Annotated in this window: 19 protein-coding genes; 13 read left to right on the plus strand and 6 right to left on the minus strand. The window is 62.3% G+C overall.

Translation table 11 applies throughout. The features are described from left to right. Positions 1-16 precede the first annotated feature (16 nt). The gene (locus tag H351_RS30190; protein WP_030003148.1) at positions 17-1498 is read left to right on the plus strand and encodes an aldehyde dehydrogenase; all 1482 of its coding nucleotides are present in this window, start codon (positions 17-19) and stop codon (positions 1496-1498) included. A gap of 765 nt (positions 1499-2263) precedes the next feature. Here the strand turns inward: H351_RS30190 and H351_RS30195 are convergent. Next, a complete protein-coding gene (locus tag H351_RS30195; protein WP_051636678.1) occupies positions 2264-3427 on the minus strand; it encodes a CaiB/BaiF CoA transferase family protein in 1164 nt (387 codons plus the stop codon). A gap of 969 nt (positions 3428-4396) precedes the next feature. On the opposite strand from H351_RS30195, the gene H351_RS30200 reads away from it, so the two are divergent. The 5 genes from H351_RS30200 to H351_RS30220 all read left to right on the plus strand — a co-directional run bounded on the left by H351_RS30200 (position 4397) and on the right by H351_RS30220 (position 10480). Further along, on the plus strand, positions 4397-4744 hold the full coding sequence (locus tag H351_RS30200; protein ID WP_030003145.1) for a hypothetical protein: 348 nt from the start codon (positions 4397-4399) through the stop codon (positions 4742-4744). A 40-nt stretch (positions 4745-4784) separates the two neighbouring features. Further along, positions 4785-5378 carry a Dabb family protein gene (locus H351_RS30205; protein ID WP_338051109.1) on the plus strand — a complete coding sequence of 198 codons (594 nt, stop codon included), beginning with the start codon at positions 4785-4787 and terminating at the stop codon, positions 5376-5378. Positions 5379-6192: 814 nt separating this feature from the next. Next, positions 6193-7302 carry an NDMA-dependent alcohol dehydrogenase gene (locus H351_RS30210; RefSeq protein ID WP_030003143.1) on the plus strand — a complete coding sequence of 370 codons (1110 nt, stop codon included), beginning with the start codon at positions 6193-6195 and terminating at the stop codon, positions 7300-7302. 218 nt (positions 7303-7520) lie between these two features. Then, positions 7521-8006 (plus strand): hypothetical protein, encoded by a 486-nt coding sequence (locus H351_RS30215; RefSeq protein ID WP_030003142.1) that lies wholly within the window; start codon positions 7521-7523, stop codon positions 8004-8006. A gap of 1055 nt (positions 8007-9061) precedes the next feature. Next, positions 9062-10480 carry an MFS transporter gene (locus H351_RS30220; protein ID WP_051636677.1) on the plus strand — a complete coding sequence of 473 codons (1419 nt, stop codon included), beginning with the start codon at positions 9062-9064 and terminating at the stop codon, positions 10478-10480. Between the two features lie 277 nt (positions 10481-10757). Here H351_RS30220 and H351_RS30225 read toward each other — a convergent pair whose 3' ends face one another. The 4 genes from H351_RS30225 to H351_RS30240 all read right to left on the minus strand — a co-directional run bounded on the left by H351_RS30225 (position 10758) and on the right by H351_RS30240 (position 15611). Further along, a complete protein-coding gene (locus H351_RS30225) occupies positions 10758-11744 on the minus strand; it encodes an alpha/beta hydrolase (RefSeq protein WP_051636691.1) in 987 nt (328 codons plus the stop codon). An 809-nt stretch (positions 11745-12553) separates the two neighbouring features. Continuing rightward, the gene (locus tag H351_RS30230) at positions 12554-13642 is read right to left on the minus strand and encodes an acyl-CoA dehydrogenase family protein (RefSeq protein ID WP_030003140.1); all 1089 of its coding nucleotides are present in this window, start codon (positions 13640-13642) and stop codon (positions 12554-12556) included. Further along, positions 13639-14796 carry an acyl-CoA dehydrogenase family protein gene (locus H351_RS30235; RefSeq protein ID WP_051636690.1) on the minus strand — a complete coding sequence of 386 codons (1158 nt, stop codon included), beginning with the start codon at positions 14794-14796 and terminating at the stop codon, positions 13639-13641. The genes H351_RS30230 and H351_RS30235 overlap by 4 nt, the downstream gene beginning before the upstream one ends. Beyond that, positions 14793-15611, minus strand: a complete 819-nt coding sequence (locus H351_RS30240) for an enoyl-CoA hydratase-related protein (protein ID WP_030003138.1) — start codon at positions 15609-15611, stop codon at positions 14793-14795. Before H351_RS30240 ends, H351_RS30235 begins: the two co-directional genes overlap by 4 nt. A 126-nt stretch (positions 15612-15737) precedes the next feature. Here H351_RS30240 and H351_RS30245 point away from each other — a divergent pair, with 126 nt between their 5' ends. Then, positions 15738-16496, plus strand: a complete 759-nt coding sequence (locus H351_RS30245; protein ID WP_030003137.1) for an SDR family NAD(P)-dependent oxidoreductase — start codon at positions 15738-15740, stop codon at positions 16494-16496. A gap of 1769 nt (positions 16497-18265) precedes the next feature. On the opposite strand, the gene H351_RS30255 is transcribed toward H351_RS30245, so the two are convergent. Then, positions 18266-19057 (minus strand): IclR family transcriptional regulator, encoded by a 792-nt coding sequence (locus tag H351_RS30255; RefSeq protein WP_030003135.1) that lies wholly within the window; start codon positions 19055-19057, stop codon positions 18266-18268. Positions 19058-19419: 362 nt separating this feature from the next. Between H351_RS30255 and H351_RS30260 the strand changes: the two genes are divergently transcribed. The 6 genes from H351_RS30260 to H351_RS30285 all read left to right on the plus strand — a co-directional run bounded on the left by H351_RS30260 (position 19420) and on the right by H351_RS30285 (position 26606). Next, on the plus strand, positions 19420-20613 hold the full coding sequence (locus tag H351_RS30260) for a 3-ketosteroid-9-alpha-monooxygenase, oxygenase component (RefSeq protein ID WP_030003134.1): 1194 nt from the start codon (positions 19420-19422) through the stop codon (positions 20611-20613). A 48-nt stretch (positions 20614-20661) separates the two neighbouring features. Continuing rightward, positions 20662-21846, plus strand: a complete 1185-nt coding sequence (locus H351_RS30265; protein ID WP_030003133.1) for an acyl-CoA dehydrogenase family protein — start codon at positions 20662-20664, stop codon at positions 21844-21846. A gap of 49 nt (positions 21847-21895) precedes the next feature. Then, entirely contained in the window at positions 21896-22864 is a 969-nt protein-coding gene (locus H351_RS30270; RefSeq protein ID WP_051636676.1) for a VOC family protein, read from the plus strand. A gap of 157 nt (positions 22865-23021) precedes the next feature. Then, a complete protein-coding gene (locus tag H351_RS30275) occupies positions 23022-24641 on the plus strand; it encodes a flavin-containing monooxygenase (RefSeq protein WP_244891536.1) in 1620 nt (539 codons plus the stop codon). A 1-nt stretch (position 24642) separates the two neighbouring features. After that, positions 24643-25605, plus strand: a complete 963-nt coding sequence (locus tag H351_RS30280) for an alpha/beta hydrolase (protein WP_030003130.1) — start codon at positions 24643-24645, stop codon at positions 25603-25605. A gap of 113 nt (positions 25606-25718) precedes the next feature. Further along, entirely contained in the window at positions 25719-26606 is an 888-nt protein-coding gene (locus tag H351_RS30285; protein WP_030003129.1) for an SDR family NAD(P)-dependent oxidoreductase, read from the plus strand. Positions 26607-26609 lie beyond the last annotated feature (3 nt).

Below are 26609 nucleotides of genomic sequence, written 5' to 3' on the forward strand. Positions count from 1 at the left end.
CGACAGAGGCGGTGTGATGACAGATCTGAACTTCACGAGAACCGAGTTGTTCATTGGTGGCCGGTGGTGTGCCCCGATTTCTACCGATTCGTACGAGTTGGTGGAAGCGTCGACGGGGAAGCCTCTCGGATCGGTTCCGCTTGGCGCCCGCGGCGACATCGACGCGGCGGTCGCTGCTGCGCGAGCCGCGTTTGACGACGGGCCGTGGGGGCGGACGACGCCCGCGGAAAGGGCTGAGATGTTGCGTCGGTTTGCAGCCGAACTCCAGTCACGTGGTGAGGCGACCGCAGAGTTGATCAGTCGCGAGAACGGCTCACCGCTCGCGACTTCCTACGGTGCGAATGTATCCGTCCCTGTTGCCACCCTCAACCAGTATGCTGCGATGGCGGAATCGGGTTGGTTCGAAGACCTTCGGGACACCTATCTGGGGGCGACAGTCGTCCGCAAGGTTCCGGTCGGCGTCGTTGCGGCCATCATCCCCTGGAATTTTCCGCACCTCATCGCGATGGCAAAACTCGCGCCGGCACTCGCCGCCGGATGCACAGTTGTCGTTAAGCCCTCTCCAGAGACTGCCTTGGATGCGTTCGTGCTCGCAGACGCGGCAGAGGCGGCCGGTCTGCCAGCCGGTGTAATCAATGTCGTGCCTGCAGATCGCGACGTCAGCGCCGCGCTCGTGGCGCATCCCGACGTCGATAAGGTCACCTTCACCGGCAGCACGGCCGCGGGCCGTCTCATCAGCGAAGTCTGTGGACGGCTGATGCGGCCGGTCACTCTCGAATTGGGCGGGAAGTCGGCGTCGATCGTTCTTGAGGACGCGGACCTGGACGTGTTCGAGGCGAATCTGGCCGCGACGTCGTTCGTCAACAACGGGCAGGCATGTGTCCTGCTCTCGAGGATCCTGGCTCCGCGGTCTCGCTACGACCAGGTCGTTGACGTGGTCGCACGGGTCGCGAAGAGTCTGGTAGTCGGTGACGCGCTCGATCCCGCCGTGACTTGCGGGCCGATGGCAGGCCGTGTCCACCGCGATCGCGTTCTCGGCTACATCGAGGAGGCCAAGACCTCTGGCGCACGGCTCGTGACGGGCGGTGGCGTGCCGGAAGGCCTGGAGGACGGATGGTTCGTCGAGCCGACAGTCTTCGCTGACGTGGACAACACGAGCCGACTGGCCCAGGAGGAGGTGTTCGGGCCGGTGATCGCGGTCATCGCGTACGACGACCTGGATGAGGCGGTGGCCATCGCAAACGACAGCGACTACGGCCTCGCCGGGGCGGTCTGGACTGCCGACGAGCGTCGTGGCGTCGATGTCGCTCGGCGCATCCGCACCGGCACCGTCGGCGTGAATTACTACCAAATGGACCTCGGCGCGCCTTTCGGTGGAGTCAAGGCTAGTGGACTCGGCCGCGAGTTCGGTGTTGAGGGAATGACGCCTTACATCGAGTACCAGTCGGTCTACGTAAGTGCAGATTACAAGGCAGGAGAGCCGCAATTGAATCTCTGAACACCGCCGACGATGGTCACGTTCGAGTATAAGGATGCCTGGCGCAACTGCTGTGAAGCGGCAGAAAGAGTCGACAGGATCGAGCCGGGCGAGCCGCGGATCAGCGAGGTGCTGGTCCGCAACTCGTCACCACCGGCAGTGAGGTCGAGAAACCTATTCGCCACCACAGCCGCGCCGTCGAGTTGCGAGCCCGAACCCGACGGCTCATCGACCGCGGCGCGGGGTGGTCGCCGGCCAACCGGCCGCCACCGCTCGCCGTCGACCCTCTGATTCGCCACTGCCATCATCGCGTGAGCACCCTCGCTCCAGAGACTCGCTCGTGGCTGTTCCCCGGTGACGTCGGGTCCCCGGACGCTCGTGTCGACCTCGAAAGCTCCCGAGGAATTCGCGCCTCTGTCGCCCGGGCGCCCGACTTGATCTGCCTGCTCACGTCGCAGCCTTGGCCTCACGCAAATCGCTGACCTGGATTTCACCCCGTCCGACCAGCTGCACATCAACGCTGCCACCTCCCTGCCTCACGGCAACTCTGGGACGCCAGGGTATGGGCGCGATGGAGGACACGCTCGGGTGGACGAACGGTGAGAGTGAAGAGCATCTGCACGGCTGCGGCCGCCACCACGAGGAGCGCCGAAAGGGAAACGGGCGCTTATTGAATAGCCAGCGCAGCCTGTCTCGGCTTCGCGTCGACGCACCACTGAACATCTCGACCCACCATGACGCGCCGTAACGGAGCGCGACCCTGTGACCCCTACCCCCGGTCGCAACTCAGTCGGCAAGCCAGCGATCGATCTTCGCTTGATTGGTTCCCGTCCTGCCGAGTGCACCCGTTTGCGCGGGCGAGGGCGGCGGAGTGCCATGGAAGCGAGTCGCGGTCCGCGCAACGAGATACCGGCCGCCGGTTGCGTCGTCGATTTCCTGAAAGAAGTTCACCGCCTGCAGGTGGGGGTCGTCGAAAAGCTCGTCGGTGGTGTTCACCGTCGTCGCGGGGATGTCGAGATCGTCGAGGATTTTCAGCCACTCGGCAGTCGACCGCCCGGCGAGGATCTCTTCGAGGATGATGTACAGCTCGTCGATGTGCTGGTTCCGTGAATGGGCCGTCCGGAACCGGTCCTCTTCGAGAACATCTACGCGGCCGACAAAGTCGAGGAACCTGCGCCAATGCCCTTCGTGGTAGACCACCACCGAAATCATGCCGTCCGACGTCTCATAGGGACGGCGATGGATCGATCTCATGCGCGCGTAGCCGGTGGGCCCCTCGGCAGGGATAAAGGCGCGGCCGCCCCACTGCTCCATCATAGTAAAGCTAACCATCGTCTCGAACATCGGGATTTCGACTGCCTGACCTTCGCCGCTTCGTTCACGTCGTAGGAGTGCCGCAAGGATGGCGTTGGCTGCGGCCTGACCGCTGACTTTGTCCGCGATCGCCGATGCTACATACGAGGGCTTGCCTACCACGTTCGACTGAAGCCAGGACATGCCAGATGCAGCTTGGATGCAGTCGTCGTACGCGGGGCGGCCGGAGTACGGACCGTCGCTTCCGTATCCCGTGATAGCGGCGTGAACCAGCCGCGGGTTAACCGCGAGTGCTGTTTCAGGACCGATGCCCAGCTTCTCTGCGGCGGGCAGCCGCATGTTGTGCACCAGGCAGTCAGCTCGTTTGATGAGGCCGAGGATAGTGTCCCGCGTCGCCTCCACCTTGAGATCCAGCTCGATGCTGTTCTTGTTGTGATTTCCCGCGATGTAGACACTGGCTGGCCCGAGCCCGCGGGAGGCGCCGAGACTTCGCGTGATGTCTCCTCCCGGAGCCTCCACCTTGATGACATCCGCGCCGAGTTCGGCGAGCAGGAGCGTGCAATACGGGCCCGAAAAAGTCGTGGTGAAGTCGAGGATTCGGATTCCTGCTAGAGGTCCGGCTGGAGTGTCTGCCATTTGTGTGCTCCTTCTTGAGGGGCCCGGTGATTCCGGGTTCTCGGCAAGCTGTCTTCAACTCTAACAAGATAGGATCCAATAACGGATTCAGAACCAGTATCCGGAATCGAGCGCGGGTTCGGATAGCACAAGACTTGGCGAAACCTGTCCCCGAAGACGGACGACCTCGATGCCCGGAATGCGCGGTGCGACTCATTGGCTGTTCTCCCGCTGCCGCGAACGCAAACCGGGGGTTGGTGACGTTCTTCGAGAACAGAAAAGCGATGTCGATGCGGAGTGGATCCGACGCCGCGACGTCCGCGCGTGGGGTCGACGCTCAACATTGTCCCGCCAGTTCTGGATTCGCTCGACGACGGGCGGAGGCAGACTGGTGGGGGCGAGCCGAGGCGACCGACCTGGGGACGTCGTCGGCCCTCCGAATTATGGGTCGGCAGTGGATGCTGAGACTATCAACGACGAGCACCGATGTGGCCTCAGCCGGAAAACCTTCGAGTACATTGACGCAACAGTTCAACGGACGGCGAAACATTCGCTCGTCGTGTAAATGTGAACACTGCGTCCCGGAACTCTTCGCGCCACCCTCGCTCTCGGGGTTTCATCTTCGATACGTGGCAATTTCGCACAATCCCGTCGGCATTCGCACCCCCGGCGCCCAGGAGTGTCAACCGATGAACCTTTCACGGGAAACCCGGCTCGATGGGCCGATTGACAGGACTAGTGAAAACGCCGGAGGGATTGTGATGGTCCTCGAGCGTTTTTCGCTGTCAGCGTCGCCGTGGCGTCAGTAACCCTGTCGCCGTCGCTATCCCCTGAGACTATGGCGCATACCGGGTGTAATTCGCGGCCGCCTGATCTTCTTCATGGTGTGCTGGGGATGGCCACCTGCTTCGCCGGTGACGCCGAGGATCTGGCTCCCGGTCAACGGGAAGGCGGGCGTAGCCGGGTGGCGCTTGGACCTAGCGTGGATGCATGACCGGCCACACGATTTTCATCGTCGATCGCATCCTCGTCGAGCCGGGCAAAGCTCGTGCATTCGTCGACGCGTACAGGGTCGACTACGTACCTCGTGCGCAGAGGTTGGGGATGGCTCTGGACGGAATACTCCTCAGCCCACCGGTGTGGTTCGAGGATGATTCCAACGTGGTGACGGTGACGTGGGCGGTGTCCGGCTCCGCAGAATGGTGGCAGACGGCCATCGGTCGCAGGTTCGACCCGGTCGTCACGGCATTCTGGACCCAGGTCGAACCGATGGTCAAGGAGCGTAGTCGAACCATGGCGGCGCGGATCGAGGACGTCGAGGAGATGTGTGATGTATAAAGTTACGCGTTTGATTCACCTCGAACGTCCGGAAGGTCAGGTGGCAGACGCCGTGGCGCGGGTGCGGCTTGCGGCGGACACGAGCCGGGCGACCCGGGCGCTCGTCTCTCCGACCCTGGCGGGCGCGCGCAACGGGGGCGATGTCCTTGTGCACCTAGAGTTCCCGACTCAGGACGAGTGGTGTGTCGCGCGCGATATCATCGACGAAGCCGTCCGAGGTGATGACACGCGCCACGTCGACGGGGTGGAATACTGGGGGGGCAGTACCGACCCTTCCTGGACGGGTGCGCGCCCCCGTGCCGACGAGGCATCGGTGTATCGGGCGCTCCTCCTCAAGGTCGACGACAGCGCGGCGCGATCGCTTGTGGAGAAATTCGAGAAAGAACTGCTGAGGATGCCGCCGTATATCGATTCGATGATGTCCTGGCAGCTCAGCCGCGTCGGCGCCTCTCAGGGCGCGAGTGAGTGGACGCACGTGTGGGAACAGTCGTTCACAGATCTGGACGGACTGCTCGGCCCGTACATGCACCATCCGGTGCACTGGGGCTATGTGGACAGGTGGTTCGACCCCGAGTGTCCCGACCAGATTGTGAAGGAACGCGTGTGCCACAGCTTCTGTGCCATCGCACCGTGAGTCGGCCGGCCATACGCGTCACCGGCACGTTGCGGGCCGAGGCGCGCTCCACCGAGAACCGAGTACCCGGTCCTCGGCTACGCACCAGCGTCGGAACACCGCACGAATTTGATACAGCGCCAAGCGATTCTGCGCGGGGACGTCACTCGCTGCGTAGACAGGCTCAGCAGACGGCGTGGTCGCGTCGGCGACCGATTCACTCCCGAACAATCCGGCGAGGAATCTCGCCGCTACACCGTCATTCTGGCGGCGCGCACGATGTCGGAGGGCGACGATGTTCGTCAGCGACAACGTCTCAAATCAGAGTGCTTGCGAGGTTTCTTGGACATGTGGTCTTCGGAGATTGTGGATCCGATTGCTCCCCGTCGCTCAATAACTGTCCGCGCAGTGGGCAATCGATATGCGTCACGGGGTGCGAAGCGGCAAATTGAGCCTTGATGGAGGTGCGTCGTGACGCTTTCAGACCCGGCCCAGGTGGACTAACGAGAACCGACGTGTTCATCGGACGCTTGGAGGGTGTACCAATCGGCCGACCGGTACGAAGTGGTGGAGACATCGTCAGGCCCCTAGGTGCCGTCCCTATCGCCGGATCGAGGATGTGAATGCTGTGGTAACTGTAGCCAGGCATGCCGTTATCAGACGGATCTCGCCGCCGGTACGGCGGTGCCTCATCCAGCGGGCTCGGTTAGGAATTCGGGCCGTGGTCTCGCGACCTTCATTGATTAACAAAGCGTTTCGCCCGTTCGGGTCAGTTGCTGGCTCGGATCAACTGAGTAGAAACACGGCATTCGAGGGAGAAAGAGATGGATCGAAAATGAGGACACGTGCAGCAGTGTTATGGGCGCCAGGTGAGCCATGGTCGGTTGAATCGATCGAACTCGACGAGCCCCGATACGGTGAAGTATTGGTACGGCTGGTCGCGACCGGCCTGTGTCATTCGGATGAGCACATGCGTGACGGAACGAACGTGATGAAGTATCCGTTCATCGGTGGGCACGAGGGTTCTGGCGTTGTCGAGCGAGTGGGTCCGGGCGTGCACGACCTGGAGCAGGGGGACCACGTCGTCTTCAGTTTTATTCCCGCTTGTGGCCGGTGCAGGGCCTGTTCGAAGGGAATGTCGAGCGTGTGCGACATGGGGGCGCATCTGGGTATCGGTCTTCAAATCAGTGACGGTACAGCTCGGCACCGTGCCCGCGACAAGGATGCGCACCTGATGTGTGTGACAGGGACCTTTGCCGAACACACTGTCGTGCACGAGTCCTCATGCATCAAGATCACAACGGACGTTCCACTGGACAAGGCAGCCCTGGTCGGGTGCGGCGTCACCACCGGGTGGGGATCCTCGGTTTATGTCGGCGAGGTGACGGCTGGAGATTCGGTGGTGATCCTGGGGATGGGCGGCGTCGGTTGTGGCGCGGTGCAGGGAGCAGCGCAGGCCGGTGCGAGGCACGTCGTGGTGGTCGACCCGTCAGAGTTCAAGCGTTCCGAAGCCAAGCGATTCGGTGCGACCCATGTCGCCGAATCCGCCGAGGAAGCGCTGGATCTTCTGCGGGAGTTGACCTGGGGTGCAATGGCTGACGTTGTGGTAGTCACTGTTGACAAGATGACCGGCCAGCACGTGGCGCCTGCTATGGCATTGCTGGGCAAGGGCGGCATTTGCGTGCAGGTGTCGGTCGGCGATCCCACGGAAACCAGTATCGACATCAGCCTCATCGATCTTACGTCGATGAGAAAGTCGATTCGCGGGTCGTGGTACGGCAATGCAAATCCGCGATCCGATGTCCCACTACTCCTCCGCTTGTACATGGAAGGAAAGCTTCGTCTCGACGAGATGATCACCAAGACATACACGTTGGATGAGATCAATGACGGTTTCGAGGACATGAGGCGGGCCGAGATCATCCGAGGAGTGATCGTCTTCTGACCGCTCTCGCCGAGAAAAGACCCTCGCGCTGATTCTCTGCTCACGTCGCCGAGTGGCCGCTCCCCGGGCCCATATCGGAGGTCTAGCGCGCAATAACTTCTGAGCTGGGAACGTGTCAGCTGAGTGAGACGCGAGGTGTCGCACGGATGCACCACGCGGCATCGTGTGAGGACGCATACGTGCCATACGAAGCTGGTCAAGAGCGAGGAGTTCATTTCATGACGTCGCATGTCGGTGAAGGATCCCGCGATAGCAGCAAGCTGAGCCAGTTGGTCAACGGATGGTGGTTTCACTACGACGAGTGGTGTCCAGAGGCGCTGCGAGCGCTGATCGCCGACGACTTCAACTTCCGCTGCAGGAGTGACACGGGCGCAACCGCGTACGAAGACTTCATTCGCGTTGACTTGACGGGGGCGGACGAGGTGATGGCATGGCAGGAAACGCACCGTCTCGCCAGTCCGTACCCTTTGCGCCACCACTGCAGCAACATCTTGTTCACGTCACATCGTGACGGGGTCACTGAGTTCTGCGCCTACATATTCGTAACGAAGGTCGTTGACGGTCGTCCGCACGCACTGTCTAGTGGAATCGTGCACGGTGCGGCACAGGAGTCCGGAGGACAACTGGTGCTTGCGAAGCTCCAGGTCGTGCTCGACACCAGGGAATCCGTTGCGTACTCGGACCTGCCTACGATCGCGCCCTGAGAGCTGTTTGGACTGTATGCGGGCCTAGCCATTTGGTGCCAGAGAAAGGAGGTCACAACAATGACGATCAATGAACACGAAGTCGCCACAGAACATCCCGTTTTCCACGTTCACCTCTGTCCTTGCTGACCAGCATCGAGTTTGACGCCACCCTGCGTATCGTGGCGCTCTGCCAGACTTCACGACCAACACACCGAGTTGGGTGCGACTGTGTCGGCGAGATCAAGTACTTCGATGACATGTTTGCTGACGAGCTCTGCGTGCCGCGGATTGTCCCGCGACGGTGAACGTGCCGCCTCGACTCCTTCAAATGAAAAGGATTGTGGAGCAGTCGATGACGCGGCTGGCAACTGCCAGGAGCGATAAGGTGACGCCTGGATGGGGCGCCACGGTCGGAAGGCCTGTGAGGAGGCAGCGCCCGACTGTCAGGGGAGCGGATCGTAGCTTGCGCGCTCTTTCTTGTTTTGCTCTACGGCGGGGCTCATCTCGGGTGCTGAGGCACATGGCCCGTGTTCTGGCTGGTCGTGGCGGCAGCGTGTGTCGGGTGCGGAGTGCACCTGGTCGGAAGTCCATCCGCACGGGGGCTGGCAATCACTGAGCTCATGTCCGTCGCGATGATAGCGGTACATTCGACCCCATCTGACCCATCGACTCATGATCATGTCGGATCCGCGTCAGCCGTCAGCCGTCAGCCGTCAGACTCGATTCGGCCGGCATGTCCCATTCGATGAAGATGTCGATTGCCTTCACCGCGAGCGAGCTGGTCCTCGCGCGCACAGCATTGTCGGCGAGTATTTCCGAGTCCTGCTAACAGGAACGAGCCTGCTACACCCAAAAGCGCGCTCCGACGGCCATCGATAGGGCTTGGTGGTCGATACGGGGTCGCGACTCGACACAAAGTAGAAAATATCAGAATCATGACTGCCGCCGAGCCAACGGCGGGGGAGCGAGCACCGTTGCGTACCAATGTAGATCCTTCAACGCCGAGGCCGATAGATGGCGCCGAGAAGGTAGGGGCGTCCTCCTCGGTGACGGTCCGAGGTGCTCGCAGGACGATGATCGGCATCATTGTGTTGTGCACGTCGGGGATAGCAATGTCCCTCACTCAAACGCTCATCATGCCGTTGATCCCAACCTTGCCGCGAATACTCGACACGTCGGCGTCGAATGCCTCGTGGGCGGTCACCGCGACGATGGCGGTCGGAGCAATGGTGACGCCGATCGTGGGACGCCTCGGGGATATGTACGGGAAACGTCGTCTCCTGCTTATCTGCGTCGCAGCGGTAGCGGTGGGCTCACTGATCTGTGCTGTCGCGCCAGGACTCACGGTGTTCCTCGTCGGTCGTGCACTGCAAGGACTGGGCGTGGCCTTCGTGTCGGTTGGAATCAGCGTGATGCGGGAATTCGTCCCGGCGGCGAAACTCGGGACTGCCGTCGGAATGATGAGCTCGTCATTAGCTGTGGGAGGTGCGCTCGGGCTGCCTCTTTCTGCTTTCGTGGCAGAGGTCTACAGCTGGCGACTGTTGTTCTTCCTGGCCGTCGGGGGGTCGGTGGCTTGCTACGTTGGCATCTACAGCCTCGTTCCTCCGAGCGTGATCCGGACTGGCGGGCGGTTCGACCTCGTCGGTGCGGTCGGCCTGAGTGCCCTGCTCCTCACACTCTTGCTACCACTGAGCAAGGGCCCTGACTGGGGTTGGATTAGTCCGATCACCATGTCGCTGGGCGGATCGGCAATCGTCATTTTCGTGGGTCTTGTGTACTACGAACTGCGGCGGCCAAATCCGCTTCTAGATCTACGCATCGCAGCACGGCGAGACGTGCTGCTTGCAAACATCGTTGGCGTTATGGCGGCCTTCGCCTTCTACGGGATGGAACTCGTTCCTATCCAGATGTTGATGGCGCCATCTTCGGCACCACACGGACTCGGGGTATCCATGATGGCTGCTGGTCTGCTTATGGCTCCGGCCGGACTGGCGGCATTCGTGTCGTCAAACATCGGTGCACGCATGGTGACGGGTTTCGGGGCTCGCAGCACGCTCCTGACCGCGGGTGTACTGCTAATTACCGCTGTGGCAGCGATGTTGGTTGCACTCGTGATTGAGTGGCAGTTCCCTATAGCCTTCTTGGTCGGCGTCACCTGCGTGATAGGGACGTCTGTGGGCATGTCGTATGCGACACTGCCGACTCTCATCATGGAGGCAACTCCGATCGAACAGACCGGAGAAGCCAACGGTCTGAACGCGCTGATGCGGATCATAGGGCTCGCTGCGGCCGCCGCAGTGGTGGGAATGATTCTGGCGAACAATGTCACCGATGCTGCCGGCACCAGTTTCGTAGTGCCATCTTCCTCGGGATACATTGGGGCTACTGTCACCACGTTGGTCGCTGGTGTAGTTGCGACCGTCGCAGCGATATTCTTGTCGCGGAAGCAACATGCAATGGCTGCGGATGTCCCGCGACAGTACGGGCGGTGAGCGAACGTCCGAGATGAAGTGCCGTACACGACAGTGCCCCCGAGTGTTGACTGGTTCCTGGTTCTGGCTTTGTTCGATTGTCACGATGTCGATCAGAGGCACGGGGCAGAGGCACCTTCGGACGGACATTACCTCGACCGTATTTCGACGTGTTCCGTGGCCCAGGTGCTCGTCGATTTAGACAAGAGGTGCTGACCGCGAGTGAGGTTCTCGGGGCGGCACAGACCCGCGAACCGTTTCGTTCATCGGCTCGAACCGGGACCACAGACTCGCCCAGTCAGGGGGTGAACGCAAACCGTGCCGCGACCAGTGCTCCGACTTCGCGGACCGCGGCCCGTGCCCGGATCACCGTCGGTACCTGCATAGCGAAACCGTGTCCGACACCGGGATATCTCAATTGCGCGGTGGGAACGCCCGCGTCTCGAAGGCGATCGCCGTACTCTTCGACGCCGTCGCGGAGTGGGTCAGCGTAGCCCACGGCGATGACCGAAGGCGGAAGACCCGCGAGAGATGTCGCCAGCGCGGGTACCCCGTATTCGTCATCGACCGACGGATCATCACCCAGGTACAGGCTCTTCATCCAGTCGATGTCTTCGGCGACGAGAAAAGGACTGTCGCCGAACTCCCGCATCGAGGGCCGGTCACGGCGCCGCTCGAGGCCGGGATAGAACAACACCTGCTGGGCAATGGCCGGCCCGCCTTCGTTCCGTGCCCGCAACGCGGTCGACGCGGCGAGCCCGCCGCCCGCGCTGTCACCACCCAATCCGATCTGTGTGTTGTCCAAGCCGATTTCCTCGGCGGATTCGTGGGCCCAACACAGCGCCGCATACGCCTCGTCGTTCCCGACCGGGTAGCGATGTTCTGGCGCGAGCCGATAGTCGACGTTGATTAAGACAGCTCCGGTAGCGGAGGCGACGTCGCGAGCGAGCCGGTCGAAAGAGTCCAGTGTCCCCATGATCATGCCGCCGCCGTGGAACCACACGAGTCCGGGAGCGCCGATAGCGGGGACCCCGACCGGTCGGTAAATTCGCACCGGGACAGTTCCATGTGGACCGCCGAACTGAGTCGTCACCACCGACTCCATATCGGGCCCGGCGGGGCGGATGATCGCCTCGAGGTTGCGCCGCACCGCTTCGACACCGGCAACCCGCGCAGGCGGCAAGTTGGCCGCGACAATCCGGTCGACGATGACGGCGACGTCCGGATCCCAGACCCCACCACACGAAGGGGTGATCGGTGATTCAGGGGAAGTGCTCGAGCTCATGGTCTGACTCCTTGATCTCTTCATTTGATCGTCGTGGCGAGAGTGGGTACGCCTCACCGAGTGCGTTTGGCTGTTGTGGGACAACACTCCCTCGCGTCGCTCACCGCCGCGACGATGTTCGTCCATCAGATTGCCAAGTCGATCGTCGTCGTTCCGGCGAGGGCATCATCATCGCCTCGTGCCCTGCTACGACCCTGTCGCGCGCCTGCCAAAGTCGTAGAGATTAGGTTTAGCGGTAAGGAATGGCAAGCTTCCACAGGCGCCGCAGTTCCGCGACAACCAGACTCAGCGGCGACGGCTCGGACATGGCGAAGTGAAAGTCCCAGTTGGCCAGGCGCATCGGAGGAACTCGGCTCAGTCCGTCGCGGAGGTGACTGGGTCCGCCTCACGGCGAGGCTGATAGCGTCGAACACCGGAAATTTCGCCAGCACCTTGCCTTCGAGCACCGCGCGCGAAGTATGTCCGAGCGAACTCCGCCCCTGTGCAAGGCGGGCCGCGCATAACCAATATTGTGCCTGTGTTCGACGATGCCCTGGGACGCGAACTCACGTAAACCCCCTGGATCGGCAGCCGACCTCGAAGTTCTCGATTACGACGTCGGCGCCTCCGAACGGATGCCCGACTGCAACACGGCCAGGCCCGGCCCGCAGGTCGAGACAGAATCGTTATTATCGTTGAGCCTCCGGTAGTGCGTGTTGCTCCGGCGGTTGGCCACGAAGGGCGGCTCTGCGCGCTATGCGGGCCCGCTACGCTGCGCGATCATCGATTGCGTGGATGGCGCCCAGACATGGCGTCGCCCTCGCTGGCGGTCACGCCTGCTCCGCAGTCGTCGTCCCGGGCACCCCTGTGACGAGATCCCAGATGTCGATTCCGTCATCGAGAACTTGGCCTGCCAGGACGCCTGCCCAGTACTGCTCCGTTCCGTGCCGGTCACGCCAACTCCACAGCGAGGTGCTATACCGCCCCAGAGCGTGTTCGGATGTGAAACCGATCGCGCCGTGGATCTGGTGTCCACTCGCGGCGACCGGGTGAGCCGACCGCGACGTCACCACCTTGGCGGCAGCGACGGCAGTCAGTGCCGTGCGACGGTCGGCGGATTCGTATGCCGATGCCGCTTCGCGTGCCGAGATGTCCATGAGGGTCGTCAGGGCCGCCATGCTCGCGAGTCGCTGCTGGACGGCCTGGAACTGGGTCAGTGGCCTGCCGAACTGGGAACGCTCGGTGGCGTAAAGCAGCGTGTGGTCGCGGACGGACGCGGCCACCGCTGCGGCCGCTATGGCATAGGCGAGTGCACCGCGCTCGATCACATCATCGGCGGTGATCGCCGTGGGACCGTCGAACAGCACCGGTGCGCCGTCGAAGGTGATGGTGGCGAGCGAGACACCGACAAGGTCGGTTTCCGCCGACACGTGCACTCCCGGGGCATCGGTTCGTATCGAAGCCAGCCTCGCACCCGACGAGCCGTGTTCGGCAGGCAAGACGATCAGTACGGTGTCGCAGTCGGCGGCGAAGGCGACGTCTGTGACAGTTCCGTCGAGGGCCGTCTGCTCACCGTTTCGAGTAAGAAGGCACGCGGCGTCGCCGATCGCGATAGTCGCTGACGTGGATTCGAGTGCGTACCCGGCGTCAGCGGCCAGCCACAGGGCCAGGATGCCGTGTTCGATGAGGGGTGTGAGTGCACCCTTCCCCGCTGCCGTCGACACGACGGCCAAAGCATCGCTCAACGCCGCTCCGCCGCCCCCGACCTCCTCGGGCGCCCCGACGGTGGCGAAACCGCCTTCGTGTAGCTGTTCCCAGATCGCCGTGTCCACCGCGCGCGCGGGGGTCTGATGATCGACCCCGATGCGATCGATGACGGATGCAGTGACCGCCGTCAGTTCCGCGGTGAAGTCACTCATCGAACCCCCAGTCCACGCGCGACGATGCCGCGCAGAATCTCGTTGGTGCCGCCGCGAAGCGTGAACACCGGTGTGTGCAGAGTGCTGTGTGCAAGAAGTGTCGCGAACGGGTCGTTCCCGCCGAGCTTGGCCACCGCGAGGCTCGAGGAGCGCACCGCGTCGCCGAGGTCGCCTTCGAATATCGATCCGAGATCCTTGACCATAGCGGCCAGGACATCGGGATTGCGACCCGCGGATAGTTCGGCCGCGACCTGCAGCGACATCCGGCGAAGACCCCACGCCTGTGCGGTGAGGGAGCCCAGAGTGTCCCGCTGTTCGGGCGTGGCGCCCGTCCGGGCGAGAAGTGACGCCCACGCACGCAGCAGCGGCATCGTGCTGAGATACCGCTCGGGTCCCGAACGCTCGAACGCGAGCTCATTCATTACCTGGGCCCAGCCACCGCCGCGCTGACCGAGCAGCGCGCTCGCGGGAACCGTGGCGTCGTGGAAGATCACTTCGTTGAAGTGCGCTTGCCCGTCGATGCTCCGGATCGGGCGGATCTCGATATCCGGGTGGGGGATATCGACGACGAACTGCGACAGCCCGGTCTGACGGTCGCTTGGCTGTCCATCGGTGCGGGCGAGCAGGACCATGGCATGCGCCGTGTGTGCGCCGGTCGTCCACACTTTGGTGCCGCTGATCGTCCACGAGTCACCGTTGTCCACGGCGCGGGTGCGCACCGACGCAAGGTCGGAGCCGGCGTCGGGTTCACTCATGCCGATCGCGAAAAAGGTCGTACCCGAGGCGATCCCGGGGAGGTAACGCTGCCTCTGTTCGGCCGAACCGTGCGCGAGGATGCTCGGCGCCATCTGACGGTCCGCGATCCAGTGCGATGCCACTGGCGCGCCCGCGGCGAGCAGTTCTTCGTTGACTACGAATCGTTCCAGCGGGGTGCGGCCGTGACCGCCGTACTCGGCGGGTACGGTCATTCCCAACCAGCCCTGCGCCGCTAGCCGAGCACTGAACTCGGCGTCGAATCCGGTCATCCAACTGTCCACAGCAGGGGTGAAGGTGCTGGCAACAAGCTCGTCGGCGAGGAATCGCCGAACCTCGGCCCGCAGGTTGTCGAGACCGGATGGACTGGCAGAAGGCACGTCTGTCATGGAGTCGGTCATGAGGCGCTCGGTCCCCGGGACGACCATGCCGCATTGCCCTTGCGTGACATCGACCACATCTGCACACCGCGTTCGATCTCGACCGCAGACGACCAGCTGACGGCCGGGGGTCCCAGTTCCAGACGTGCGCTGGCCTTGACTCTCCTCGTCAACTGCGGATCCGCCGCTGCGGTACGGACCAGAGCGTCGACGAACTGCGAGATCTCGCTCGCTTCGACTGCCGCGTAGGCGAGACCCTTCGCCGCAGCCTCGGCGCCCGTGAGTGACTGCCCGCACGCTGCCAGTGCAATCGTGTCCGCCCATCGCAGCGAACGGCCGAGCAACGACAGATGGCCGCCGCCAGGATGGATACTCCGGGCAAGGAAGCCGCTCTCTAGTTGGGCGTCCGGCGTCACCACCATGATGTCGGCGGCCATCGCTAGGTTGAGCCCGGCACCGACAGCGCCACCGGAGACAACCGCGATGGTCGGGACTGGAAGACTGCCAACGCGGACAAAAGCGCCGTAGATGGCGCTGGTGCGGGCCACCGCGTCGGGTGAGGCAGGGTCGGACGACGACGACGCGAGATCCCGAGTATCGGCCCCGCTACAGAAGTAGCTGCCCCGCGCGTCGACCACTACCGCCCCGATGGTGTCGTCTTCCTCGACCCGATCACAGAACCGCACAATAGCGGCTGCCATATGGAGCGTGATCGCGTTTTTTCGGCGCGGGTTGTCGAGGGTGAGCCGGGCGACGCCTCCATTGAACGACGTGAGTGTTGCCGGGGCTCCGTCGACCTTCTCTGCAGTTTCGGTACCGAGACCGTTTTCAGTCATGGCGTGACGGTAGCAGATTGGATCCAAAATAGTTACCAATGTGTTGACAAAATCAGTTTCCCTGCAGTGCACTGGATCTGCACCAAGGGCAGCCGCACTGGGCGGAAGCCACAGAGAGGAGCAGGCGTGTTCGACTTGAGTGGAAGAATCGCACTGGTCACCGGCGCAGGACAGAGTGTGGGCGAAGGAATCGCGAAAGTCCTTGCACAACAGGGTGCTGCGGTGATAGTCAACGACTTGCGCGGCGACCGGGCACGGAAGGTGGCTGCGGGTATCGTCGGGTCGGGTGGTCGTGCGGTCGCGGCCCCGTTCGATGTCACGGACTATGACGCCACGCTCAGTCATGTTCGCGCCGCGGAGACCGCACTCGGCGGTCCTGTCGACGTCGTCGTCAACAACGCCGGCGTCGCCGAAGGGCGTGTCATCAAGCCATTCCGGGAGTTGTCTCCCACGGAGTGGCGTGCTCCCATCGACCTCAACGTCTTCGGCGCTATGAACTGCATCAAGGTTGCCATCGATGGTATGTGCGAGGCAGGCTGGGGGCGAATTGTTCAGATCTCGTCGGGCTCGGCCCGCACCGGCCAGAACATCAATCAGACGATGTACGCCACAGGCAAGAGTGGAATCGAGGGCTTTATTCGGCACCTCGCGGCCGAAACCGGACAGTTCGGTGTCACTGCCAACAACGTGGCGCTCGGACACCAGGAGAACCTCCGGGACAAGATGAGCCCGGAGATGATCCAGCAGATCCTCACCACCATCCCGATCGGACGGTTCGGCGATCCGTTCGAGGTTGGAGCGTTCTGTGCCTATTTAGCGTCAGACGAGGCCGGTGGAATCACCGGTCAGACATTGGACTTCAACGGAGGATCGCAAACTCGCTGAACGAGGTTCCCTCCACCGTGATGTCGCGGATACCCATTCGTGCGTCAGATCTCGGACGCTGCGTCGAGATCTACACGTAGGGAGACGAATTCACGCATGGCAGGGATCCGAACACGCTCCTTTGGTGCATTCGTCAACGTGATGGGACGGCAGAGTAGGCGGTTGTCAGTCCGATTCACGGAAGAGCGGAGACGCACGTCGACCACCGCAACAGTTCATCAAAATTGTGGTCAGTATTGACGGCGTCGAGGGCAGGATGACAAGTGCGTGTGTACATGAGGCGTCGAAGTCACACCTTTAACTCCCAGGGCGAACTAGGGCACGACCATCGGAAGTGTGCGTGATCCGAGCACGACGGCGTGAACAACTCTGTTCACCATGGATTCACCTATTTTCGCTCTGTGGTCGGGTCCCGAATTCTGAGGACCCGCAGCGCGCTGATCTAGAGACTGGCCCGACGGGGGCGTCGACTTTCTCGAGTGGTCGGCAGGTATTGCCCCTCGAGCATCGTCCTTTCCCGGATGAATTCGATGCCGCGGGGCGTACTGGAAACGGGCGCAGCGTGTTTGAAAATGCGATCACCTGGAGCGAACTGGCGATCGGGTGAAGCGCATTTACCCTTCGGTCCCGGCGGATCCGTTCGGTATCGGGGGGCGCGCCGTCCCGATGGTGGGCACGCGGGGGTGGCGCGAATCGTTCAGGTCCGCGATCGATCCGGCGTTGCCCGCCTGATGTCAACACTGCCGCCGAGGAACTTGTCCCGGAGGAGGCGGAAAGGGTGACCGGCCTGATCGTTCGTCGAGCAGGAGAAGGGAGCGGGTCAGGATAGGTGCGAACCTTGGTGTCTAGTCGCGGGGTCGGCTTCGAGGGAGATGCCCCAGCTACGGCGAGAGTGGGAGGCCACGCTTACCTCGGACTGGTCGTCCTCGTATCCGGTCACAGGATCCGGTGACTCGCTAACAAGGCTGCGTGTCCGGGCTGAACTCGACTTGGTCGATCAGTCATGGTTTGCTCCGCGACGCTGTTCCCGAACGGCGATACCGTGTTCCGCCCTCGGTGTCCGTGCCGGGACTACTGGGGACGAGACTGTAAGTCGATTCGCCAACGAGATGCCCCCGTTAGATGAGATGGGTCTTGCGATGCGGGAACCCATGAACGCAGGCGCCGGTGATGGCTTCTGGTTGGTGTTGGACGACAGTGCCGGAGGCTGGCCAATTGCCGGCCATCTGTGTATCTACTTCCGCAGGCGAACTCCGAAACTCAAGCCTGTGGCACACGGCTTCGAGTATCGCAGGACGCGATTCCGCGATCGCTGTTGATCCGGACACCCTGCGATCCACCATCAGTCGATGCGGCGAGTTCGCCAAGGCCTGGTATTACGATGACCGCCAGCGTGGAGGGATTCGTCTGCGGCACAGTACCTTCAAGCTTTGGAGGGTTCGTAGTTCCACGCTGTTCGCCTCATGCTGGGCGGTCTCAGGACCGAGGGAGGCACGATGATTGATTCCTTCGGGGCAGTCCGGCGAAGTGACGGTTCAACTGTCCCCGGTGTGTAGGCGGCCGACAATTCGCTGGCCTCAGCTACTGGTGAGACCTGCCCAGGGTCCGGCATCCACCGGGATCGGGCATCGCCATTGGCTAAGTGCCATCTCACACGGGGCGGGCGGCATCACTGCACGCCAGCATGCCTCCGCGGCTGCCTAATCTAGCAATTGAGGGGTACTGCAACCGACCGAATCCGTGCCGCAAGACGCTCACTCAGAGCGGAGTCAGTGGCTAGCAAGGTCAGCCGCCACACACCTGTCCCAAATGTCGCGTGCGGTCGAGCGTAGGGGGCCGATCATCTTCTGGTGATCTAGTGAGCCTATCGAGGCACAAATCGACAACCCGGCCATATTGCCGTAAACGTGGTCGGGGGGGCCGATCGATACTCCGACGCAGCCGATTCCGGGAAATGCATCGCCGCGATCGAACGCGGCGCCCTTCTCGCGAACCTGGGCAAACTCCCGGGCAAACTGGCTTGATGTCGCATGAGCGAAGTTTTTACGTGGTGACGTCGGCGAGTTCTTATGACGACCGCCCAGCGAGTACGACTTCGCAACGGTTGCGTTCGCCATGATCACCTTGCCCACCGCAGTCAGGTGCGCGGGCACGCGTTGGCCGACAGCAGTCGGGGTCGAACCCGAGGCACGTCCATTGACCTTGGCGAGGTACACGGTGTCGGCTACATCTACCACCGCGAGTTGGATTGTGTAGCCCGTCCGCTGGGCGAATGCGTGTAAAACCGGACGTGCATGTTGGAGCAAGCGATTCTGGTTCAGCGCAGCCTGTCCCATTTCGTAGGCCTTGACGCCCAGTTCATAGGTTTGCTCGGGCGATCGTGCCAACCAGCCGACCGAAGCCAACTGTTCGAGCAATCGGTGCGCTGAGGACCGTGGAATGCCGGTCTTTTGCGTCACTTGGGCGAGGGTGAGAGGGCCTGCGGAGTTGAAGGTTTCCAGAACCAGCGAAACCCGTCCGACCGCGGACACCGGGGGGCCTTCGGTGGGTGATGTGCTCAACCGTTCCTCCTGACAGATCCTGCCAACGTGACACACGTCACGGTACCTTCCCTATGCTGCGTGCATCAAATGCGGCCGGTGACGGCTGCCATCCGTGGTTCGACTTCGTCGTGAATTGCCTCCCGCTACACGAGCGGATTCGCTTGTGCACGCGGCCCCGCGATGATCCACCGCAACCTTTGTCGGAGGTCAGGCGTGCCGACCGGTTCGAAGGTGGTCCTGCCGTAGGGGATCTGAATGTGTTCCCGTTCTGCGGGAGACCCATGTCACCGAGCTGTCCATAGTTGCCAAGCTGTTCAAAACGCGACGGGCCCAGTTGATGGGTGACCAGTTGTCGTGCCCAGTCCGATCAGGAGGCAAAAGTGAATTCTGCAGAGACCGAACAGGTTCGCGTCATCGATACCGGGGCGCCCCCCGAGAGGTATGCACGCGGATGGCACTGTCTGGGACTGCTCGGGGATTTCGCGGACGGCAAGCCCCACCAGGTGTCGGCCTTCGGGACCGAGTTGGTGGTCTTCGCGGGTGAGGACGGAAAGATCAGCGTCCTCGACGCGTTCTGCCGTCACATGGGCGGCAACCTTGCGCTCGGCACCGTCAAGGGGAACTCCATTGCCTGCCCGTTCCATGATTGGCGGTGGCGAGGTGATGGGAAGTGCTCGGGAATACCTTATGCGCGCCGTGTCCCGCCGCTCGCAAGGACAAGGGCTTGGGTGACTTCCGAGGTCAACGGACAGCTTTTCGTATGGCATGACCCCCAGGGGTCCAAGCCTTCAAGCGACCTCGCGATCCCTGTCATCGCGGAGTACGGCGATCCGGAATGGACCGATTGGGTTTGGAACTCGATCGTGGTCGAGGGATCGCACTGCCGTGAGCTCGTCGACAACATCGTCGACATGGCCCACTTCTTTTACGTGCACTACGGAATGCCGACCTTCTTCCGCAACGTGTTCGAGGGACATACGGCGACTCAGGCGATGCGTTCCCTCCCGCGTCCCGACGCGACCGGTGTCAGACTCAGTGAGAGCACCAACTACTCCACGGAAAGTCAGTCCGATGCAACGTACTTCGGACCTTCGTACATGATCGACAAGCTGTGGACGGGCGGTACGGATCCCGAAGCCGATCCGAATATCTACCTGATCAACTGCCACTATCCGATCTCGCCCACCTCGTTCCGCCTCCAATACGGGGTGATCGCGAAGAAGCCGTCCGGCGTACCCGATGAGCAGGCACAGACGATCGCCGAGATGATCGCCAAGGGCGTTGCAATCGGGTTTGAGCAGGACGTGAAGATCTGGAAGAGCAAGTCTCGGATCGACAACCCTCTGCTGTGCGAGGAGGACGGCCCGGTTTACCAGTTGCGCCGCTGGTACGAGCAGTTCTACGTGGACATCGAGGATGTCCAGCCGGAGATGGTCAACAGGTTCGAGTACGAGATCGACACTGAGCGAGCCCTGACAAGTTGGCAAGCAGAGGTCGACGAGAACCTCGCCGCCGGCCGGACCGCATTCGGAACCATGATCGAAAACACGGCGCAAGCTGACGTCCCCTCCTGACCCATCGGTAGTCACGTCGGCCCGGCCACATTCCTCAGAAAGAGACACATGAGTTACGAAGCGCTCGACTACATCGTCGCCAATGCCGACGCATTGCGCGACGGCGCGCAGGAATCCGACTCGATTGGCAGGCTTACAGATGACACCGCCGATGTGTTGCGGCAGTCCGGAATCATCCGTCTGTTGCAGCGCAAGAAATACAACGGTTTCGAAGCCCACCCTCGCGAGTTCTCCGAAAGTGTGATGAAGCTGGCCAGCGTCTACGGATCAGCTGGTTGGGTGGGTGGCATCGTCGGTGTGCATCCTTGGCAGCTCGCCTTCGCGGATCCGAAGGTTCAGGACGAGGTATTGGGCGAGAACTCGGACACCTGGCAGGCCTCGCCTTACATGCCGGGCGGAATCGCGGTGCCGGTAGAGGGTGGTTACCGGATGAACGGCCGTTGGCAGTTTTCCTCCGGCACCGACCACTGCGACTGGATCTTCCTCGGCGCGATAGTCGGGGACGAGGACGGACAGCCTCTGATGCCGCCGGTGGGTCTGCACGTTATCCTGCCGCGTTCGGATTACCAGATCGTCGAAGATTCCTGGGAGGTTATGGGACTCCGTGGTACGGGAAGCAAGGACATCGTGGTAAAAGATGCCTTCATCCCCGACTATCGGGTGATGAATGCGCAGGATGTCATCGACGGCACTGCGGCCCAGAAATACGGCGTGACGGAGACGCTGTACAAGATGCCCTGGTCGACGATGTTCCCGCTCGGAATCACCTCCGCCACAATCGGCATCTGTGAAGGTGTGCTCGCGGCAGGGATTGCCTACCAGCGCGAGCGCATCGGTTCGACCGGAACGCCGGTCCGGGACGATCCGTACGTGCTGCATGCGCTGGGGGAGGCCGCGGCCGAGATCGACGCTGCGCGACAACAGTTGCTGAGTAATGTCGACCGCATCTGGGATCTCGTGGACGCGGGCAAGGAGATCGACTTCGAGTTGCGTGCTCAGGTACGACGCAACCAGGTTCGTTCGGCCTGGCGAGCCGTCCGAGCTGCGGACGAGGTCTTCGACAGGGCGGGTGGCAACGCTCTGCGGCTGGACAACCCGTTGCAGCGATTCTGGCGGGACGCGCACTGCGGGCTCCACCACGCGATCCACGTCTCCAGCACGCCCTACCATGGTTCGGCCATGGCTTCGCTGGGCGTTGACGTGCCCAACGGTCCACTGCGCGTGATGATCTGATGATCGGGTCCGGCTGGTGCTTGTTGAATCTACGAAAGGACGCTTGACAATGACGGAAATCAAAGGACTCGGTTATGTGCGCGTCCTGGCTACGGATATGGACCGATGGCGCGAGCTCGGCTTCGAGGTGCTCGGCTTCGCGCCGGGGGTCGGAGACGAAGAAGATGCGCTGCATTTCCGGATGGACGAGCGACCCTCGAGAATCACCGTGGTGCACGGGGAGGTTGACAGGGTGACCGCAGTCGGTTGGGAGGTGCGCGACGCATTTGCGCTGCGCCGGCTCGCGGCACAACTCGACACCGTCGGATACGAGTACGAGACGATGCCGTTCGACCTGTGCGAGAGCCGGAAGATCGAGGGTGGCCTGTCGTTGAGAGATCCGGGAGGTACCCCTCTGGAGATTTTTTACGGGCCGGTTCTGGAGCACAGCCCAGTGGTCACCAAGTACGGGCAGAAGTTCATCACTGGGGCGCAGGGTCTCGGCCACGTGGTGATGCCGACGGCGAACTTCGACGAGTCGTACCGCTTCTACACGGAGGTTCTCGCATTCCTCCCGCGTGGTGCCTTCCGGATGCCAGCCCCTCCCGAGGTGGGACCGCAACGGATCCGGTTCCTCGGTGTGAACCAGCGTCACCACAGTCTCGCCATCATGCCGACGCTGGAGGGACGTGACCCGGGCCTCATCCACGTCATGGTGGAGGTCGACGAACTTGACGCCGTCGGTCGGGCTTTCGACCAAGTGCAAACGCGAGATTTCCCCGTCTCGTCGACGCTAGGTCGTCACACCAACGACAAGATGATCTCGTTCTACGTCGGTGTACCTGGGGGATGGGATATCGAATACGGCACCGCAGGGGAGCTGGTGGACGAGTCGTACTACACGGCGGAGGAGATCACGGCCGACAGCTACTGGGGCCACGAATGGTTATGGGCTAAGGAGATGAAGGCCGCGGCACAAGCGGAGGCCGACCGTGTTGCCAGCAACTCGTTGGTCACGAAGGCTGACGCCGCACATTGATTCGTCATGCCCTGACAGCCCAGTCCCGGGTCGTCGGGCGTGGTCGCTGAACAAACTCCAGCTGTCGGTTTTGCCACCCGCATCGAGGTAACGGTGAGGACGCACCCGACCCACAATCCAAAGACCCGAGATGGTCCTCAGCAAGGAAGTGAATAGAGTGGATACGCAGAGTGACGCGTCCGATGTCGTCGTGATCGGCGCCGGCATCTCCGGGCTGTATGCAGTGCACAAGTTCCGGCAACGTGGAATGAACGTCCACGGATTCGAATCCGCCGCGGGCGTCGGTGGCACCTGGTTCCACAACCGCTACCCCGGCGCCAGATGCGATGTCGAGAGTATCGACTATTCCTACTCGTTCGACGAGGACCTCCAGCAGGAATGGACGTGGTCGGAGCGTTTCGCCACCCAGGAGGAGATCCTTGCCTACCTCGAGCACGTTGCAGACAGGTTCGATCTGCGCAGCGCGTATGACTTTCTCACCAGGGTCGTCTCCACCGTCTACGATGAAGAAGCGGCATTGTGGACTGTGACCACCGACACCGGAAAGTCCGTGACCGCGCGCTTCTGCGTGATGGCGACCGGCGTCCTGTCTGCGACCAACCGTCCTGCGATCGCAGGTAGGGATTCCTTCGCTGGAGAGAGCTACCACACCGGTGAATGGCCGCATGAGCCCGTTGATTTCGTGGGTAAGCGTGTCGGCGTGATCGGTACCGGGTCGTCCGGAATCCAGTCAATTCCAGAGATAGCGAAGGATGCCGCTCAGGTCGTGGTGTTCCAGCGGAGCCCCAATTACTCAATCCCCGCAGGCAATCGGCCGCTGACCGAGGAACTGATCGCGCAGGTGAAAGCCGGATACCCCGAGCGGCGGCGTCTCGCCCGCCTCAGCGGTGGTGGTACCCCGTTTACGCCCTATCCCAAGGGCGCGATGGAGGTCGAGGAGCAGGAGCGCACGCGGATCTACGACGAGTGGTGGCAGCGCGGCGGTTACCTGTTCGCCAAGGCATTCCCCGATCAGACCACCAACCTCGAGGCTAACGACACCGCACGCAAGTACGTCGAGGCCAAGATTCGTGACATGGTGAACGATCCGGAACTCGCCGATCAGCTGATCCCGAACGACCATCCCATCGGCACGAAGCGCATCGTCACGGACAGCGGCTACTTCGAGGCATATAACCGCGACAACGTCACACTGGTCAACTTGCGGCAGACCCCAATCACCGAGATCACCGAGAACGGTGTCCTAGTCGGCGACCAGCTGCACGAGCTGGACATGCTCATATTCGCCACCGGATTCGACGCAATGACCGGCGCGCTCTCGCGTATCGACATCGTGGGTCGCGGTGGCCGCACCCTGAACGAGGATTGGGCCGCCGGACCACGCACCTACCTAGGGCTTTCGTCCGCCGGATTCCCCAACCTGTTCAACATGGTAGGACCTGGCAGCCCGAGCGTGCTCGCGAATATGGTGCTCATGGCTGAACTGCAGATCGACTGGATCGCGAAGTGCTTCGACTACCTGGACGAGCACAACGCGGTGTCGATCGAGGCGACACAACAAGCAGTGGACGAGTGGGTCGCCGAGTGCAACGCCAAGGCTGCGGCCACCCTGTTCCCAACCGCGAACTCATGGTATTTGGGCTCGAACATCCCCGGCAAGCCACGGGTGTTCATGCCGTACATAGGAGGATTCGCGAACTACGGGAGCATCTGCGCCGAGGTTGCGGAGGCCGGTTACAAGGGGTTCGAGATCGTCACATCTACGGAGGAAGCCTGAAATGACGGGCGCACGCAGGACCGATCTGCATCCTGACGTCGAGGCAATGCTCGCGGCGCTCGAGTCCGGATTTCCGGATGTGACAGCGTATTCGGCGACCGAGGTTCGCGAGATCATTCTGTCCCGGCGGTCTCCGCTCACTCGGACGCCGGACATGAAGCGGGTGAAGAATGTCACGATCGACGGTCCGGGAGGTGGTCTCCCTCTGCGGGTCTATACGCCACATTCCGTCGGCTCGTCGCCAGCACCCGTCGTCGTCTTCGCGCACGGCGGTGGATTCGTCTTCTGCGATCTAGACAGCCATGACGAGCTCTGCCGATCGATGGCGGACGCACTCGGCGTCGTTGTAGTGTCCGTCGACTATCGGCGCGCGCCGGAACACCCGGCACCTGCGGCGGTGGAGGACGTGTACGCGGCGGTGTGCTGGACGGCAGATACAATCGCCGAGTACCAGGGAGACCCGAGACGAATCGCGGTCGTCGGTGACAGCGCGGGCGGCAATCTCGCCGCGACCGTATCAATCGCGGCGAGAGACCGTGGCGGGCCACGGATCACGGCGCAGATCCTGATCTACCCGCTCATTGACAACGACTTCACCACCGAGTCGTACGAAAAGTACGGTGTTGGCTATTACAACACCGCCAAAGCGATGAGGTGGTACTGGGATCAGTACGCACCGGACGGTACCGACAGCGAACTCATCGTCCCCACTCGCGCTGCATCGCTGACGGGACTCCCCGCGGCACTCGTCGCGACCGCTGAACTCGATCCGCCCTGTTCAGCGGGGGACGACTACGCGAAGAAACTCGCCGCTGCGGGTGTTCCCGTCCTCTCGCACCGCTTCGACGGGTTGTTCCACGGCTTCCTTACCTTCCCGCAGCTTTCCCTCACCGGGCCGGCTCGAACAGAACTGTGGGAGTTGATGCGGCAAGTGTTGGCGTTAGGTGGCGAATCACCCACATGAGCCTCGAATTTCGCTTTCCATCCAGCGGTCGATTCGGTGTCGCCGCCCGCCGATGCGTTCGACCATGAGTCACCACCGGTGTGAATCCGGCCGCACGCACAGTAGAGGAAGCCATGAACTACCGATTGACAGGGATGACCGCCCTCGTGACGGGCAGTAGCCGAGGGATTGGACGAGGCATCGCGCAACGTCTTGCAAGCGAGGACGCCACCGTCGTCGTCACCGCTCGCTCCAACACCCCGGTACAGTCGATTCGCAACGGCGAGAGCCAGATCATCGAGGGCTCGCTTGACGAGACGGTCGACCTGATCGAGAAGGCAGGCGGCAGGGCGATCGCCATTCCCGCCGACTTGGAGGACGCCGAGCAGCGGAGTCGGCTTGTCGAGGCCGTGGTCAAGGCGACCGGTGGCATCGACATCCTTGTCAATAATGCGGGCTTCGCGGACTACAGTTCCATCGAGAAGATGAATCTGGAGATGTTCGACCGAACCGTCGAGCACTATCTCAGGGTGCCATTCCTGTTGTCGCAGGCCGCGATTCCACACATGCGCAAGGCAGGCGCTGGGTGGATCGTCAATATCGGGTCGTCGACCGGCTTGAGCCCCATCCGTCCGTTCCGGGAGTACAACAAGACCTCCGGCGACGTCATCTATGCATCGGTTAAAGCCGCACTGCATCGGTTCTCTGAGGGGCTCGCCGCGGAGGTGCAGGACGACAACATCGCGGTAAACGTCGTCGGTCCCTCCACGGCAGTCCGGACCCCGGGTGCTGCGGCGCTGCTGCCCGAGGGTTACGAGGCCGAGCCGGTCGAATACCTGGCTCAGACGGTGCTGGAGATGTGCACGGTGCCGGCGGCCGAGCGTACCGGACTGGTGGCCTTCAGCCTCCACTACCCGTGGTCGAAGGAGATTCCGGTGATGACGCTGGACGGCCTCGAGGTTCTCCCGAGGCTGGAGCCGCCCGAGTGGGCGAACCCCAGCATTAAGCCGGCAGGTGTTTGAGCC

This window comes from Rhodococcus erythropolis R138 (assembly GCF_000696675.2).
In the GTDB taxonomy this organism is placed as follows: domain Bacteria; phylum Actinomycetota; class Actinomycetes; order Mycobacteriales; family Mycobacteriaceae; genus Rhodococcus_F; species Rhodococcus_F erythropolis.